The 16,519-nt window shown below is 62.0% G+C and carries 14 protein-coding genes; 6 read left to right on the top strand and 8 right to left on the bottom strand.

Annotated features, from left to right (window positions below; genetic code table 11):
- Positions 1–57 precede the first annotated feature (57 nt).
- The gene (locus O0880_RS27575) at positions 58–693 is read left to right on the top strand and encodes a hypothetical protein (protein WP_289889625.1); all 636 of its coding nucleotides are present in this window, start codon (positions 58–60) and stop codon (positions 691–693) included.
- A 6-nt stretch (positions 694–699) separates the two neighbouring features.
- On the opposite strand, the gene O0880_RS27570 is transcribed toward O0880_RS27575, so the two are convergent.
- Together O0880_RS27570 and O0880_RS27565 are read right to left on the bottom strand one after the other, a co-directional pair.
- Positions 700–1,443, bottom strand: a complete 744-nt coding sequence (locus tag O0880_RS27570) for a metallophosphoesterase family protein (protein WP_289889623.1) — start codon at positions 1,441–1,443, stop codon at positions 700–702.
- Complete coding sequence (locus tag O0880_RS27565; protein ID WP_289889622.1) at positions 1,440–2,000, bottom strand: GNAT family N-acetyltransferase; 561 nt, start codon at positions 1,998–2,000, stop codon at positions 1,440–1,442. The genes O0880_RS27570 and O0880_RS27565 overlap by 4 nt, the downstream gene beginning before the upstream one ends.
- 201 nt (positions 2,001–2,201) lie before the next feature.
- Between O0880_RS27565 and O0880_RS27560 the strand changes: the two genes are divergently transcribed.
- From O0880_RS27560 to O0880_RS27550, 3 genes are all read left to right on the top strand, one after another.
- Positions 2,202–3,050 (top strand): hypothetical protein, encoded by an 849-nt coding sequence (locus tag O0880_RS27560; RefSeq protein WP_289889621.1) that lies wholly within the window; start codon positions 2,202–2,204, stop codon positions 3,048–3,050.
- Positions 3,051–3,449: 399 nt separating this feature from the next.
- Complete coding sequence (locus O0880_RS27555) at positions 3,450–4,355, top strand: ABC transporter ATP-binding protein (RefSeq protein WP_289889620.1); 906 nt, start codon at positions 3,450–3,452, stop codon at positions 4,353–4,355.
- Between the two features lie 9 nt (positions 4,356–4,364).
- Positions 4,365–7,946, top strand: a complete 3,582-nt coding sequence (locus O0880_RS27550) for a M1 family aminopeptidase (RefSeq protein ID WP_289889618.1) — start codon at positions 4,365–4,367, stop codon at positions 7,944–7,946.
- Between the two features lie 101 nt (positions 7,947–8,047).
- Here O0880_RS27550 and O0880_RS27545 read toward each other — a convergent pair whose 3' ends face one another.
- Positions 8,048–8,827, bottom strand: coding sequence for an acetoin reductase (locus O0880_RS27545; protein ID WP_289889617.1), 780 nt, complete (start codon positions 8,825–8,827; stop codon positions 8,048–8,050).
- A gap of 94 nt (positions 8,828–8,921) precedes the next feature.
- Complete coding sequence (locus O0880_RS27540) at positions 8,922–9,137, bottom strand: hypothetical protein (protein ID WP_289889616.1); 216 nt, start codon at positions 9,135–9,137, stop codon at positions 8,922–8,924.
- Between O0880_RS27540 and O0880_RS27535 the strand changes: the two genes are divergently transcribed.
- Positions 9,136–9,552 carry a hypothetical protein gene (locus O0880_RS27535; RefSeq protein ID WP_289889615.1) on the top strand — a complete coding sequence of 139 codons (417 nt, stop codon included), beginning with the start codon at positions 9,136–9,138 and terminating at the stop codon, positions 9,550–9,552. The genes O0880_RS27540 and O0880_RS27535 overlap by 2 nt on opposite strands.
- Positions 9,553–9,572: 20 nt before the next feature.
- On the opposite strand, the gene O0880_RS27530 is transcribed toward O0880_RS27535, so the two are convergent.
- Both O0880_RS27530 and ssb read right to left on the bottom strand, forming a co-directional pair.
- Positions 9,573–10,058 carry a DUF1203 domain-containing protein gene (locus O0880_RS27530; RefSeq protein WP_289889613.1) on the bottom strand — a complete coding sequence of 162 codons (486 nt, stop codon included), beginning with the start codon at positions 10,056–10,058 and terminating at the stop codon, positions 9,573–9,575.
- Between the two features lie 193 nt (positions 10,059–10,251).
- Positions 10,252–10,761, bottom strand: a complete 510-nt coding sequence (gene ssb, locus O0880_RS27525) for a single-stranded DNA-binding protein (RefSeq protein WP_034781209.1) — start codon at positions 10,759–10,761, stop codon at positions 10,252–10,254.
- A 379-nt stretch (positions 10,762–11,140) separates the two neighbouring features.
- Between ssb and uvrA the strand changes: the two genes are divergently transcribed.
- Positions 11,141–13,990: an excinuclease ABC subunit UvrA gene (uvrA, locus tag O0880_RS27520; RefSeq protein ID WP_071326109.1), complete on the top strand. Its 2,850-nt coding sequence runs from the start codon at positions 11,141–11,143 to the stop codon at positions 13,988–13,990.
- Positions 13,991–14,343: 353 nt separating this feature from the next.
- On the opposite strand, the gene O0880_RS27515 is transcribed toward uvrA, so the two are convergent.
- Positions 14,344–16,215, bottom strand: coding sequence for a phosphoenolpyruvate carboxykinase (GTP) (locus O0880_RS27515; protein ID WP_289889610.1), 1,872 nt, complete (start codon positions 16,213–16,215; stop codon positions 14,344–14,346).
- A complete protein-coding gene (locus O0880_RS27510) occupies positions 16,212–16,424 on the bottom strand; it encodes a hypothetical protein (protein ID WP_289889609.1) in 213 nt (70 codons plus the stop codon). Before O0880_RS27510 ends, O0880_RS27515 begins: the two co-directional genes overlap by 4 nt.
- Positions 16,425–16,519: the final 95 nt, after the last annotated feature.

Here is a 16,519-nt window from a genome sequence, read left to right as displayed (position 1 = left end):
CAACACAATATTGCCATATGGTATATATTGTTTCTTTTTGATAATTTTCTGAGGCCAATGAAAAACCCTGCTTTCCTGCTGTCCCTGTTATGTTGCGCCGCCAGTTTTGCCCAGGACGCCGTCAATACCGCAGCGCCCGCCGTCTCCACCGAAGCGGCCAGCGCGCCAGCGGCCCCGGCAACCTCCGCCATCAGCCGCCTGCGCCTGTTCGGCCAGAATGGCGCCACTGCCTTCCTCTACCGCGACAGCAGCTGCATCCGCGGCATGTTCAGCGATGGCGTGGAAAAGGCCAGCGGCGGCATGGGTTCCGCCTTCGGCTCCCTGACCGGTACTGTCAGCAATGTCAGCCTGGGCATGGCGGAGACGGAAACGTCGCAAAACCTGGCACGCAAGGATGGCTTTTTCTCGAAAGCGTATTTCCGCGAATATGAGATTCCCGCCGATAAGCCGAGCAGCCTGCGCCTGGGCTTCCAGGATGTCTCGTCGTTCTACGTGGCCAACGGCGTGCGCTATGAAACGGTATCGCCCAGCTGCCATGGCGACATCACCTTCACGCCGCGCGCCGGCGAGGATTACGAAGCCGCGTTCTCGTGGGAAGGCAAGCGCTGCAGCATCAGCATCAACCAGGTGATCGCCAGGGAAGGCAAGACGGAGCTGGTCCCCGTGCCCGTCACGCGCGCGCCGAGCTGCTAAGCAATCTCAGGCGGCGCCGACGAAGCCCGTGCGCAAGGGCCTGACCCAGTCGGGCCGCCCGTTGGCCAGCGCCAGCCGCGCCGCCGTTTCCCAGTCATATTCCACCGCGTGCCACTGCGCCGTCCAGCCGCCATGCGCGTCCTGTTCGGCAATCGCATAGCGCGCGTGCGGCGTGCCGTTCTGCATCAGGTGCGGATAGCCATGGTCGTCGTCGTAAGCCTGCAAGCCCACGCTGCCCGGATTGACGATCAGCCGGCCATCAGCCAGGCGCACCTGGCGCGGCATGTGCGTGTGGCCGCACAGGATCAGCGCCGCGTCAGTATCGCCGGCACGCGTGGCCACCTCGTCCGGCGTGGCGGCGCGGCTGCCCTGCGGCGTGACGGTGTCGAGAAAGTATACGAGGTCGCTGCCTGGCGTGCCGTGCACGAGCAGCACGTCTGGGCGCAGGCGCAAAGTGGCGGGCAGCGCATCTATCCACGCGAGTTGCTCCGGCAGCAGTTGTGCCCGCGCGTAGGCGTCCGACACGCCCATGCGGGCCGGATCGCCCAGCAGCTGGCGCTCGTGGTTGCCGCGGATGGTCGGCAGGCCGAGCGCCATCAGGCGCGCCGCCGTGGCGCGCGGCTGCAGATGGCCCGAGACGATATCGCCGAGGTTGACGGTCACGTCCACGCCACGCCGGGCGATGTCGGCCAGCACGGCGTCAAGCGCGTCCAGGTTGCCGTGGATATCGGATATGGCGGCGATTCTCATGTCGTAACTCCCTCCCTTGCGCACCATTCTGCGCGCGTCAGGCGATACAGGCAATGCGTACGCAATGCGTGCCCTGGCGGCAGGGCCGGATGCTCGAACGTGGCGGCTTCGCGGCGCATGCCCAGGCGCGCCATCAGCGCGCTCGAGCGCCGATTCGGCAAGGCCGTGAACGAGACGATTTCCGGCAGCTGCAAGCGTTCGTAAGCTGCCCGCAGGGCGGCCTGCGCCGCTTCCTGCGCGTAACCTTGCCCCCAGTAATCGAAGGCCAGGCGCCAGCCGATTTCCACGCACGGCGAACAGGGCAATTGCGCGTCGGGAATATGCAGCCCCGTCATGCCGATGAAGCGATCGGTTTCACGCAAGGCCACGGCCCATAAGCCCCAGCCCCGCCCCGCGATCAGGTCGCCGCAGCGCCGCGCCATGGCGTCGCTGGCCTCGCGCGACAGCGTGGAAGGAAAAAATTCCATCACGCGGGGGTCGGCATTCAGGGCTGCGAACGGCGCCAGGTCGCTGTCGCGCCATTGCCGCAGCAGCAGCCGCGGTGTGACCAGTTCCATGATTTCCTGCATCGCTTACTTCCTCTCATAACCAGTCTTTACAGGCGGCTTACCTGCGGTAGGACAAGTCCGACGGCCACTTGGGCCGTGCGGCTACGTAATTTAAAAGTAACAATTGCTACCATTTCCTCATTGCATTGCTGTCCAATGCAGGCCGCCCCAGCGTCGCGGCAGTGTTCACTTTATCTTGAGGAGTTATCCATGTTTTCCACGTCCGTGTCCGCCCGCCTGTCTCCCCCACGTCCGCACCACCTTGCCTTGCGTGGCGCCATGATGCTGGGCGTATTGGGCGTCGCCACGGCCGCCGCCACGGCGCGGGCGGAACCGTCGCCCACCCTGGACCGCGTCAGCATTTCCGTGGGCGCCTTCGCGGCCGATCCGCGCATCAATGTCGGTGCCGACACGGAGTTTGGCCGCATCGACGCGCCCGAATCGAAGCCCAGCCGCACGACGATACCCCGCATCAAGGCTGAATTGCTGATCGGCGACCGCCATGGCCTGGCATTCGACTACTACCGCTACGACAAATCCTACACCCCCACCCTGACGGGCCAGACCACCATCAATGGCCAGCCCGTCACGGGCACGGCCACCGCGGACGCCGACCTGAAGCTGGACCTGGCCAAGATGTCCTACCGCTGGTGGCTCGGCAGCGGCAACGACACCTTCGGCATCGGCCTGGGCGCCGCCTACTATAATGCCAACCTGAACGGCACGGCCACCGGCGTCGTCAATGGCGAGACGGCCACGGCGCGCGATTCCATCGGCGAACACGCATTCGCGCCGCTGCTGGAAGTGGGCTGGCGCCACGCCTTCACGCCGGACTTGCGCATGTATGCGGAAGCGTCGGGCATCAAGAAAAATGGCGGGCGCATCAACGGCCACATTTATGGCGGCAATATCGGCGTCGAGTGGTTTCCATTCAAAAACATCGGCTTCGTCGCCGACTATGGCATCTCGAAGATCAAGCTGCACCGCGACAGCGAACGCGACGCTGACCTGAACGTGCGCCTGACGGGACCGTCGGCGTATGTGAAAGTACGCTTCTAACCCCCTCAGCCACCGCTTTCCGCACGACAGCGCGGCAAGCTTGATCCGGCCACGGCGCCAGTCCCCCGGCGCCGGCATTTCAACAGAATCACACCATCGCCGCATGCCCGCTTGCTCGCTGTAAGCGCCGGCCGGCGCGCCACCGGTCCCGACCCAGGCCAGGAGCACACGCATGCGCTGCGTGATCCTGGCTCCGCGGCATTCATGCCGGCTCTCCCGCATTTCATCCCTGCATTGTCGCCTCTTGTCGCAAACATCTTAGTTTTTATCCAATTGACGATACATTATTGTTTTTAAGTAACATCCGCCATCGCGGTTGACGAGAAGGGCGATCCCCTTGCACAGACCGGCAGACATGCATCTGCCGGCTTTCACCCCAAGCTCAGGAGAGTGCTGCACATGCTATCGATCAAACAGCTGAACAAAACGTATGCCAATGGCGTCAAGGCCATCAACAATGTCAGCCTGGACATTCCGAATGGAATGTTCGGCTTGCTGGGACCGAATGGCGCGGGCAAGTCCTCGCTGATGCGTACCATCGCCACGCTGCAAGATCCCGATAGCGGCAGCATCCATTTCGATGGCCTCGACGTGCTCAAGGACAAGACAGAACTGCGCCGCCAGCTCGGCTACCTGCCGCAGGATTTCGGCGTGTATCCGAAGGTCAGCGCGGAAACCCTGCTCAACCACTTTGCCGTCCTGAAAGGCTTGACGGAAAAGGGCGCGCGCAAGGACGCCGTGCACGCCCTGTTGCAGCAGACCAATCTGTGGGAAGCGCGCAAGCGCAACCTGAGCACGTATTCGGGCGGCATGCGCCAGCGCTTCGGCATCGCCCAGGCGCTGCTGGGCGCACCGCGCCTGGTGATCGTCGATGAACCGACGGCCGGCCTGGACCCGGAAGAGCGCAACCGCTTCCTGAACCTGCTGGCGAAGATCGGCGAGCAGGTGGTGGTGATCCTGTCGACGCACATCGTGGCCGACGTGACCGACCTGTGTCCGCGCATGGCCATGATCGTCAAGGGCGAAGTGCTGGTGCAGGGCGAACCGCAGGCGGCCATCGACACCTTGCGCAACAAGGTCTGGCGCCGCAGCGTCACCACGGATGAACTGGCGCAATACCAGCAGTCGCACAATGTGCTGTCGACGCGCCTGGTGGGCGGCAAGCCGCAGATCAATGTGTTTGCCGACAGCCAGCCCGACAGCGGCTTCACGCCATTTGCCGCGACGCTGGAAGACGTGTACTTCTTACACGTGAACAACGCTGCCCGCCATGGCGCCGCCGCGCCGGCCGCAGTCGCCGCGTAAGGGGCCGCCATGTGGAAGGAATTTTTCAAGTTTGACCTGGCCTACCAGCTGAAACAGCCGCTGCTGTGGGTATTTGCCGTCATCCTGGCCCTGATGGCCCTTGGCGCCACCAGCAGCGATTCGATCCAGATCGGCGGCGCCATCGGCAACATCAACCGCAATGCGCCCACCGTGGTGGCGCAACTGCTGGCGATCTTCAGCCTGCTGGCGATGTTGCTCGTCACCGTCTTCATCGCCGGCGCCGTGCTGCGCGACAGCGACTTCGGCATGGCCGACATGCTGTTCGCCACGCCCATGCGCAAATGGGACTACCTGTTCGGCCGCTTCGGCGCCGGCTTTGTCGCCTGCCTGGCGATCTTTGTCTGCATCGCCTTCGGCACCATGCTCGGCCCCCTGATGCCCTGGGTCGACCCGCAGCGCGTGGGCGCGTTTGCGCTGCACACGTATGCGTGGAGCTTCGCCGTCCTGGTGATTCCGAACCTGCTCTTCATCGGCGCCCTGCTGATGCTGCTGGCGGCCACCACGCGCTCGATGCTGCTCGTGTATGTGGGCGTGCTGGGCTTTTTCGTGCTGTGGGGCACGGCGGGCGCCTTCACGCGCGACATCAACAATGAGTGGATCGCCGTGCTGCTCGACCCGTTCGGCATCCGCGCCTTTGGCCGCATGACGCGCTATTTCACGGCGGCCGAAGCGAATGCGGGCCTGCCGCCGCTGTCCGGCTTCCTGCTGGCCAACCGCCTGTTGTGGCTGGGTATTGCCGCCGTGCTGTTCACCGCCACCGTGCTGCTCTTCAAGCCGCAGCGCGCGGGCACGGGCAAGCGCCTGTTCGGTCAGTACAAGGCGTCAGCGGACGCGACCTTCGCCGCGGCGCCGTCGCAGCTGCCGCGCAGCGTCCCCGCGTTTACCGCCGCAACGGCCTGGCGCCAATGGTGGCAGATCCTGCGCTTCGACGCGGCCGGCGTCCTCAAGAGCCTGCCCTTCCTCGTCATGCTGCTGTTCGGCATGGCAAACCTGATTGCCGGCGCAAATGTCGGCAAGAATATGTACGGCACGGCCGTGTATCCGATGACGCATTTGATGTTGCAACAGATCAGTAACAGCTTCAGCTTCCTGTTGATCATCATCGTCACGTTTTACGCGGGCGAACTGATCTTCAAGGAGCGCCAGGCAAGGATCGCCGACCTCAGCGACGCCATGCCCGTGCCCAACTGGGTGCCGCTGCTGGCCAAATGCACGGCCTTGCTCGGCGTCATCGGCGGCTATCTGCTGGTGGGCGTCATCGCGGTCATCGGCTTCCAGCTCGTCAAGGGCGGCGCCCCCGTGGAACTGGGGCTGTACCTGAAAGGCACCCTGCTGGGCACCCTCGCCTTCGTGCTGATGGGCTTGTGCGCGCTCACCCTGCAAGTGCTGGCCAACAACAAGTTCATCGGCTACCTGCTGGTGATCCTGCTGATGGTGGCGCAAGCCGTGCTGGGCATGCTGCACTTCGAACACAAGCTGTACAACTTCGCCAGCTTGCCTGCGATCCAGTACTCGGACATGAACGGCTATGGCCACTTCCTGACCGGCTGGGCCTGGTTCGCGCTGTACTGGAGCCTGTTTACCGTGGCCCTCGTCATGCTGGCGCAGGCATTCTGGGTGCGCGGCCTGTCCGCCGGCTGGCGCGCGCGCCTGCGCCTGGCCGGCCAGCGCCTGCGGGGCCGTACGGGCGCCGCGCTGGGCCTGGTGCTGCTGTGCTGGGCCGGCACCGGTGGCTGGATCTTCTACAACACCAATGTGCTGAACCAATACGAAACGTCGGACCGCACCATGGACAAGCAGGCGCGCTACGAAAAATTGTACAAGCAGTACAAGGACTTGCCGCAGCCGAAGATCACGGACGTGCAGGCCGACGTGGATATCTATCCCGAGCAACGCAAGGTCTTGATCAAGGGTCACTACGTGCTGCAAAACAAGACGGGGCAAGCGCTCGATACCTTGCGCATCCAGCGCGATCCGGAACTGCAGACGGCGTGGCTGAATCTGCCCGCGCACAGGGTCGAACTGGACGACAAGGAACTCGGTTTCAGCATCCTCAAGCTGGCCCAGCCACTGGCGCCGGGCGCCAGCTTGCCGCTGGATTTCACGGTGGCCGTCACGCACCGGGGCTTTACCAACAGCGGCGCGCCTAACCAGGTCAACCTGAATGGCAGCTTCTTCAACAACCAGTCTTATTTCCCCCACTTCGGCTACGTGCAGGACATGGAGTTAATAGACCGCAACGAGCGGCGCAAGCGGGGCCTGGGCGAGCCGCAGCGCATGGCCAAGCGGGAAGACGCATCTGCCTATGGCAACACGGTCTTCGGCGGCGAAGCGGACTGGATCCATTTCGACACCACGGTCTCCACCAGCGGCGATCAGATCGCCCTGGCACCGGGCTACCTGCAGAAGAGTTGGGAACAGGATGGGCGCCGCTATTACCGCTACAAGATGGACCAGCCGATGATGCCATTCTTTGCGTATCTGTCGGCGCGCTGGGAAGTCAAAAAAGGCGACTGGCGCGGCATGCCGATCGAAATTTATTTCGATAAGAAACATGGCTACAACACGGAGCGCATGATCACGTCCGTGCAAAAGTCGCTCGACTACTACACCACCGAGTTCACGCCCTACCAGCACAAGCAGGTGCGCATCCTCGAGTTCCCCGGCTACCAGACGTTTGCGCAATCATTCGCCAACACGATTCCGTATTCGGAAGGCATCGGCTTCATCGCCGACTTGCGCGACAAGGACGACATCGACTACGTGTTTTACGTCACCGCGCATGAAATGGCGCACCAGTGGTGGGGCCACCAGGTCATCGGCGCCAATGTGCAGGGCGCCAGCATGCTGATGGAATCGCTGGCGCAATACTCGGCCCTGATGGTGATGGAAAAGGAATACGGACGCGACAAGATGCGCCGCTTCCTGCGCTATGAACTGGACCGCTACCTGAGCGGACGCGGCGGCGAAGCCATCGAGGAACAGCCGCTGGCGCGCGTGGAAGGCCAGCAATACATCCACTACAACAAGGGCAGCCTGGTGTTCTACCGCCTGCGCGACGAGATCGGCGAAGCCGCCTTGAACCGTGCCCTGAAACGCTATCTGCAAGACAAGGGCTACCAGCAGACGCCGTTCACCACAGCGTCGGAACTGCTCGCGTACATCCGCGCCGAAGCGCCGCAGGACAAGCAGGCGCTGATCACGGACCTGTTCGAGAAGATCGTCTTCTACGACAACCGCGTGACGCAGGCGACGGCCGTGCAGCGCAAGGATGGACAATGGGATGTCACCATGCAATTGCACCTGGCCAAACTGGAATCGGATGGCAAGGGCAAGGAAAGCCCGCGCGCCTACGACGAGCCGGTGGAAATCGCCATCTTCGCGCGCGCGCCCGGCGCCAAGGAAAAGGATGAAAAAGTCTTGTTCACGGACAGGCGCGTCTTGCAGGGCAGCGACCCGGTGCTGACCATCACGGTGAAGGACAAACCGTTCGACGTGGGCGTCGATCCGTACAACAAGATGATTGACCGGGTCGCGCGCGACAACCGCAAGGAAGTCAGCATACACTAAGCCCGAACCAGGCCAGGCGAGCCTTGATCCAACGCAACAGGCCGCGCCAGCGACGATGACGCGGCCTGTTTTTCATGCGTGGCCTGTGCGCGATCAAGCCATCAACGGTACACGAGGCCACCATCGATCAATGGCGCCTGGCCCGTCATGTAATCGGCATCGGGCCCGGCCAGGAAGGACACGAGGCCGGCCACGTCGTCGGGCGTCTCGGCGCGTCCCAGCGCGATGCCGTCCACGTATTTCCTGTACGTGGCGCCCAGCTCGGCGCCCGTCAGCTCGGCCATGCGCTTGTCGATCTCGACCCACATGTCCGTGCCGACGACGCCGGGGCAATACGCATTAACGGTGATGCCGTCGGCCGCCAGTTCCTTGGCCGCCGCCTGCGTCAGTGCGCGCACGGCAAACTTGGTGGCCGAATACACGCCCAGCAAGGCGAAACCGTCATGCCCGGCGATCGAGCACGCATTGATGATCTTGCCTTTCTGCTGGCGCGCCTTGAAGCTCTTGGCTGCCGCCTGGATGCCCCACAGGGTGCCCTGCACATTGATGCGCATGATGCGGTCGACTTCTTCCGGCGTCACGTCGAGCAGCGGCTGCACTTGCGCGATGCCGGCGTTGTTGACGATGATGTCGAAGCCGCCCAGTTCCCTCTCGGCAAACGCCACCGCCTCGGTCACCTGGTGCAGCTGCGACACGTCGGCGATGCAGGTGACGGCGCGGCGTCCCAGCGCGCGCACTTCGGCGGCGGCGCGGTCCAGTTTCTCCTGGTTCAGGTCGACGAGCGCGATATCGGCGCCATCCTTGGCCAGGCGCAAGGCGATGGCCTTGCCGATGCCTTGCGCGGCCCCCGTGACCAGCGCGACTTTTCCGGAAATACCCATATTGCGTTCCTTTCAGTACAGGGAAGAAGAGCTGCAAAACCGGTCCGGCACAGCGGCGCCTGCGGCCGGTTTCGCATCGAAGAGACGCTTCAGCCTACCTGAAATTTTCAATCCGCCGCCTCTTGAAACGTGCGCGGCCGGAAAAAGCGCGCAGGTCAAGAAAGGTGAAAAAAACGCGCCGCAGCACGCCATTACGCGCGCGATACACGCATCCCATGCGCGCACTGCCGTACTGGCAAATGGCGGCAGCTGGCGTAAGATGGACGGCATCGCCAGCGCGCGCTGGCACCACGTTCAAGGAGAAACGCATGCTGCACCGCCACCTGCCCATCCGCGCCAGCCTGCTGCTGGCAGCGCTCGCCCTTGGCACACCCGCCTGGAGCGCCGATCCCGTCCACAAGGAAAGTGTGGCATTGACGGCGAACAAGGCCGCGCATAGCGTCACGGGCAAGATCAAGGGCTACGCCACGGCCGAATACACGCTGACGGGCAAGGCCGGCCAGACCCTCAGCGTCAAGCTGAAAACCAAGCAGCCCTCGAATTACTTCAACATCCGCCAGACCGGCCAGGACGAAGCCCTGTTCGTCGGTTCGAGCAGCGGTAACACTTTCCAGGCGAAGCTGCCAGCCGATGGCGAGTACACGGTGCAGGTGTATTTGATGCGCAACGCGGCGCGCAGGAATGCGGTGGCCAGCTACACCCTGGAGATGGGCTTGCGCGATTAAGCAGGGAATGGCCAGCGCGCTCAACGCTCATCGCACGGCGCGACGCGGTCGATGCGGCCCGCATAACAGCCCCGCTTGGCGTTATGGACGTGAATATAACTGACGTCCGGATGGCCGAATAACTGCGCGATGACGGTTTCCACGGCCACGCCATCCACCACCTCGGCATCGAGCATCATGCCATCGGCAGCATAGGCGCGCAGCGACAACAGCCGCAACCGCATCGATTCGGGCACCTGATTGACGGCATCGTACGCTTGCGTAGCCCCCTCGCGCACATAGATGGCGTGGGAAGCCCGGTATGGCGTCCTGGCGGGCTGGCACACATGATTGAGCAACAACACGGTTTCGCCCAATTCGGCTTCGACCATTTCTATGCGGTCAGGAAAACCAGGTTTTTGGTCAACCACCTGGCGCCGCATGCCGAACGCCATCAATTCGGCATCGGACAAGGCAAAAAAGGGTCGAAAAGGCTCGGGCGACAAACCCGTGATGCGAAAATCCATGCTGTTCTCCGGCGGTGTCAACACCCCCATCAGACCAGCATCCGGCCAGCGCCGCCACCCGCTTCTTGCTGTGGAATTCGCCAGTCCGCCCCGGATTGCTGTCTACCGCCGTTGAATAAAAAAAAGCCGGCTTCACTGAGGAAGCCGGCTTTTTTATCGACAGTGCCTGACGCAAGGCGTCAGAACGGCGGATTTAGAATGGAATATCGTCATCCATGTCCGAGAAGTTCGGTGCTGGCTTCGGTGCCGGGCGTGGCGCCGGTGCCGGAGCTGGACGCGGGGCTGGCGCCTGGCGCGGGGCCGGGGCTTCGTAGCCGCCGCCACCGCCGTAGCTGTCATCGCCACCGCCGGCGTCGCCGCCCATGCCGGAACGACCGCCCAGCATTTGCATCTGTTCCGCGATGATGTCGGTTGCATACTTCTCGACGCCGTCCTTGTCCGTGTATTTACGGGTTTGCAGACGGCCTTCGACGTAGACGGACGAACCTTTTTTCAGGTATTGGCCGACGATTTCCGCCAGGCGGCCGAAGAACGAAATACGGTGCCACTCTGTCAATTCTTTTTGTTCGCCCGTGTTGCGGTCCTTCGATTTGTACGAAGTGGCCACGGCGATGTTGGCGATCGCGTCGCCGCTAGGCATGTAGCGGATTTCCGGGTCACGGCCCAGATTGCCGACGATGATGACTTTGTTGACTGATGCCATGAATAACTCCTGATGAACTGCGGCGGGAGCCGGAACTCGCGCGCGTTAGATTTTTTGCTAAACGAGGATTATAAGCGACTAGCCCGCGCAAAGCACACGCTTTATAAGCGCCGCCACGAGCTTGCGGCGGCACGTTTTTTTCACGGCAGGTGAAAACAAGAAACTTGAATACTGGTATTATATACAGTGTTTAAACGTCTGCACGCATCTGTATCAATCTTTCCCGGGCACGCTGGCCTGGCGGCGCAATCCGCCCGCAGCCGCCACAGGCATGCAGATCAAAACCCGGCTATAGTAACAGGTTGACCCGTTGTGGCTCCTCATCTGGCAGCTCCCGCAATGCGCCGGCCGCACCACTCACTGAAAGCAAGGCAATCACATGGAACAGATCCGCATTCGCGGTGCTCGCACGCATAACCTCAAGAATATCAATCTCGATTTGCCGCGCAACAAGCTGATCGTGATTACCGGCTTGTCCGGCTCCGGCAAATCGTCGCTGGCCTTCGACACGCTGTACGCGGAAGGCCAGCGCCGCTATGTCGAATCGCTGTCGGCCTACGCGCGCCAATTCCTGCAACTGATGGAAAAGCCCGATGTCGACTTGATCGAAGGCCTATCTCCCGCCATCTCCATCGAACAGAAGGCAACTTCGCACAACCCGCGCTCGACCGTCGGCACCGTGACGGAAATCCACGACTACCTGCGCCTGTTGTATGCGCGCGTGGGCACGCCATACTGCCCCGACCATCCGGAAAACGCGCTGGCCGCGCAATCCGTGTCGCAAATGGTCGACGCCGTGCTGGCCATGCCGGAAGACACCAAGCTGATGATCCTGGCGCCCGTCGTCGCCAACCGCAAGGGCGAACACGTGGATCTGTTCGAGCAGATGCAGGCACAGGGCTTCGTGCGCTTTCGCGTGCAAAGCGGCACGCATGCGGCAAAAATCTATGAAGTCGATGACCTCCCGAAATTAAAGAAAACGGAAAAACACACGATCGACGTCGTCATCGACCGCGTCAAGGTGAACCAGGACATCAAGCAGCGCCTGGCGGAAAGTTTCGAGACGGCACTGCGCCTGGCCGACGGCCGCGCCGTCGCCTACGAAATGGATACGGCCAAGGAACATGTGTACTCCAACAAGTTCGCCTGCAATGTGTGTGGCTATTCCCTGCAGGAACTGGAACCGCGTCTGTTCTCATTCAACAACCCCATGGGCGCCTGCCCCGAATGCGACGGCCTCGGACACATTGAATTCTTTGACCCGAAACGCATCGTCGCGTTCCCGAATCTGTCGCTGGCCTCGGGCGCCGTCAAGGGCTGGGACCGCCGCAACCAGTTTTACTTCCAGATGCTGTCGAACCTGGCCGCCTATTACGAGTTCGACCTCGACATGCCGTTCGAACAGCTGGACTTGAATTCACAGCAGGCCGTGCTGTACGGTTCCGGCAAGCAAGTGATCCCGTTCAGCTATGTGAACGAACGGGGCCGCACCGTCATCAAGGAACACACGTTCGAAGGCGTGGTCAACAATCTGCAGCGCCGCTACCGCGAAACGGATTCGATGGCCGTCAAGGAAGAACTGGCCAAGTTCATCAATGAAAAATGCTGCCCGTCATGCGATGGCGCGCGCCTGCGCGTGGAAGCGCGCTTCGTCAAGGTGGGCACCGGCAAGCAGCAGCGCGCCATTTATGAAGTGGCGGCCAAACCGCTGCGCGAGACGCTGGAATTCTTTGAAAAGCTGAAATTGACGGGCGCGAAGAAAGAGATCGCCGACCGCGTGGTGAAAGAAATCATTTCGCGCCTGAAATTCCTCAACAATGTGGGCCTCGACTACCTGTCGCTGGACCGCAGCGCCGACACGCTGTCCGGCGGCGAAGCGCAACGCATCCGCCTGGCCTCGCAAATCGGCTCCGGTTTGACCGGCGTCATGTATGTGCTCGATGAACCGTCGATCGGCTTGCATCAGCGCGATAATGACCGCCTGATCGAAACCCTGAAACACTTGCGCGACATCGGCAACAGCGTGCTGGTGGTCGAGCATGACGAAGACGCCATCCGCACGGCCGACTACATCGTTGACATGGGCATCGGCGCGGGTGTGCACGGCGGCGAAATCATCGCCGAAGGCACCTTGCAAGACATTTTGAAGAACAAGAAGTCGCTGACGGCGCAGTACCTGAACGGCAAGCTGAAAATCGCCGTGCCGGCCAAGCGCCACGCCAGCAATCCGGAAAAGCAATTGGTGATCACGGGCGCCACCGGCAACAATCTGAAAAAGGTGTCGCTGAGCTTGCCAGTGGGCTTGATGACGTGCGTCACGGGCGTGTCCGGCTCGGGCAAATCGTCGCTCGTCAACGATACCCTGTACCCGGCCCTGTCGCGCCATCTGTATGGTTCGCAGACGGAACCGGCGCCGCACGAATCGATCAGCGGCCTGGAACACTTCGACAAGGTCATCTCCGTCGACCAGGCGCCGATCGGCCGCACGCCGCGCTCGAACCCGGCCACGTACACGGGTTTGTTTACGCCGATCCGCGACCTGTTCTCCACCGTGCCGACGGCCAAGGAACGCGGCTACAGCGCCGGGCGCTTCTCGTTCAACGTGAAGGGCGGACGCTGCGAAGCGTGCCAGGGCGATGGCGTGATCAAGGTCGAGATGCATTTCTTGCCCGACGTCTACGTGCCGTGCGATGTCTGCCACGGCAAGCGCTACAACCGCGAAACCCTGGAAGTGCAATACAAGGGCAAGAACATCACGGAAGTGCTGGGCATGACGGTGGAAGAGGCGCATGAATTCTTCAAGCCCGTACCGTTGATCGCGCGCAAGCTGCAAACCCTGCTCGACGTGGGCCTCGGCTACATCAAGCTGGGCCAGAGCGCCACCACGCTGTCGGGCGGCGAGGCGCAGCGCGTGAAGCTGTCGCTGGAACTGTCCAAGCGCGATACGGGCCGCACCCTGTACATCCTCGATGAACCGACGACGGGCTTGCACTTCCACGATATCGACTTGCTGTTGAAAGTCATCCACCGCCTGCGCGACCAGGGCAACACCCTCGTCATCATCGAACACAACCTGGACGTCATCAAGACTGCCGACTGGATCGTCGACCTGGGTCCGGAAGGCGGCGCCGGCGGCGGGCAAATCATCGCCACGGGGACGCCGGAAGACGTGTCGCTGAACCCGGCCAGCGTGACGGGTAAATACCTGGGGCCGCTGCTGCAGCAGTAAGTGCCGGTTTGCCGGCGTGCTGGAAGTGGAGGACCGCCTGCACGAAACGACGCTGCCGCCGCCATCCTTTCCGGCGGCAGAACCTGGCCAATGCCCGAAAATGAACGATGACGCCAAGCTGCGCTATTTCGTGCCAGCCATGTCTCGCTGAACCGACAAGCCACAAAAAAAAACGGCGCGGATTGCTCATGCAATCCGCGCCGTTTCTCTTTTTGCTAGCACGCCAGTCATTGCCAGCGTGTCATTTATAGCACGCCAGTCTATGCCGGCGTGTTTCTCCCCCACTACAACTCTCAACACCTGACAAGCTACTGCACGACGCGCTGGTCAGGCGCCGCTTGACGTTAACTTACTTATGCACTCAGCCGCTTTTCCAGCGCCGCCTTGTGATCTGCCAATTCTTGCGGCAGATGATACGCGAGTTTTTCAAACAACTCCGTATGCAATTTCAATTCTTCCACCCACGCGGCCTTGTCGATCGAAGTGATGGTGTCGAACTGTTCTTGCGTGAAGGGCAAGCCATCCCAGTTCAAGTCGCCATACTGCGGCGTCGTGCCGAACAGGTTTTCCACGCCGCCGGCCTTGCCTTCGATGCGCTCCAGCATCCACTTCAGCACCCGCATATTGTCGCCGAAGCCAGGCCAGACGAACTTGCCCGCCTCGTCCGTACGGAACCAGTTGACGCAATAGACCTTCGGCAGGGCGGCCGGGTTGACCTTGCCCACCTTGACGCCCATGTCCAGCCAGTGCTGGAAGTAATCGCTCATGTTATAGCCGATAAACGGCAACATGGCAAATGGATCGCGGCGCACGACGCCCATCTGGCCGACGGCAGCGGCCGTCGTTTCCGAGCCCATGGTGGCGGCCATGTAGACGCCTTCGACCCAGTTGCGCGCTTCCGTCACCAGCGGCACGGTGGTCGAACGGCGGCCACCGAAGATGAAGGCCGAGATCGGCACGCCGGCCGGGTCGTCCCAGGCCGCGTCGATGACAGGGTTTTGCGTAGCAGCAACAGTGAAGCGCGCGTTCGGATGCGCGGCCTTGGTGCCGGAGGCCGGCGTCCAGTCCTTGCCCTGCCAGTCGATCAGGTGGCTTGGTGCTTCCTTGGTCAAGCCTTCCCACCACACGTCGCCATCGTCCGTCAGCGCCACGTTGGTGAAGATCGTGTTGTCGCGCATGGACGCCATGCAGTTGTAATTGGTTTTTTCGTTGGTGCCCGGCGCCACGCCGAAGTAGCCGGCTTCCGGGTTGATCGCGTACAGGCGGCCATCGGCGCCCGGCTTGATCCAGGCGATATCGTCGCCGATGGTGGTTACTTTCCAGCCGTTAAAACTTGCCGGCGGAATCAGCATGGCGAAGTTGGTCTTGCCGCAGGCCGACGGGAAGGCAGCCGCCACGTAATGCTTCTTGCCTTCCGGCGACTCCACGCCGAGGATCAGCATGTGTTCTGCCAGCCAGCCCGGATTGCTGTCGGACGCTTGCGCTTCCTGGTAGCCCATGTTCGAGGCGATGCGCAGGGCGAAGCACTTCTTGCCCAGCAAGGCGTTGCCGCCGTAGCCGGAACCGAAGGACCAGATTTCGCGCGTTTCCGGGAAATGCACGATGTACTTGGTGCTGTTGCACGGCCATTTCACGTCTGCCTGGCCGGCGGCCAGCGGCGCGCCCACGCTGTGCACGCAGGGCACGAACTCGCCATCGGTACCCAGCACGTCATACACGGCATGGCCCATGCGGGTCATGATCTTCATGTTGACGGCCACGTAAGGCGAGTCGGACAGTTCCACGCCGATGTGCGCGATCGGCGAGCCCAGCGGGCCCATCGAGAAAGGCACGACGTACATGGTGCGGCCGCGCATGCAGCCGTCGAACAGGCCGTTCAAGGTGTGGCGCATCTCGCCAGGCTCGGTCCAGTTGTTCGTCGGGCCGGCCGCTTCTTTCGTTGCCGAGCAGATATAGGTACGGTCTTCGACGCGGGCCACGTCGCTCGGGTCGGAGCAGGCCAGGTAGGAATTCGGGCGTTTTTCCGCGTTGAGTTTTTTCATGGTGCCGCTGGCAACCATCTCGGCGCACAGGCGCTCATACTCTTCCTGCGAGCCATCGCACCAGTAGATGCGCTCGGGCTTGGTCAGCGCGGCAATGTCGGCTACCCAGTTGATCAGTTTCTGTTGTTTAATATAAGCTGGGACGTTGAGTGCGGCGACGCCACCCATGACGGGCTGATTCATATTACCTCCAATACCAATAAAAGAAATTCTGGTCGTTCCGGCAAGACAGGCAGCATCGTTGAGAGGTGGCTGCGGCTCACTGCGGGCGGCAAGGTCACGCCGGCAGGGCTCTGGTGTCGTGTCAGCGCGGCGTTCGCGCCGGCGGCATTTATCTGGAGCATGCTCCAGACTTGCTGGAACATTGTGCGCTCCATTTGCACTTCGTTCATCAGGAAGCGTCAAAAGTGCCGGCGATTGTACACCCGCAAAACAGCTATTCTCGCAAAAATGTAGGAGAATAGCTTGACTAATGTAGTAGGCTATT

This window comes from Janthinobacterium sp. SUN118 (assembly GCF_030397695.1).
Taxonomy (GTDB): domain Bacteria; phylum Pseudomonadota; class Gammaproteobacteria; order Burkholderiales; family Burkholderiaceae_D; genus Janthinobacterium.
This window is presented reverse-complemented; position numbering and strand designations above follow the sequence as displayed.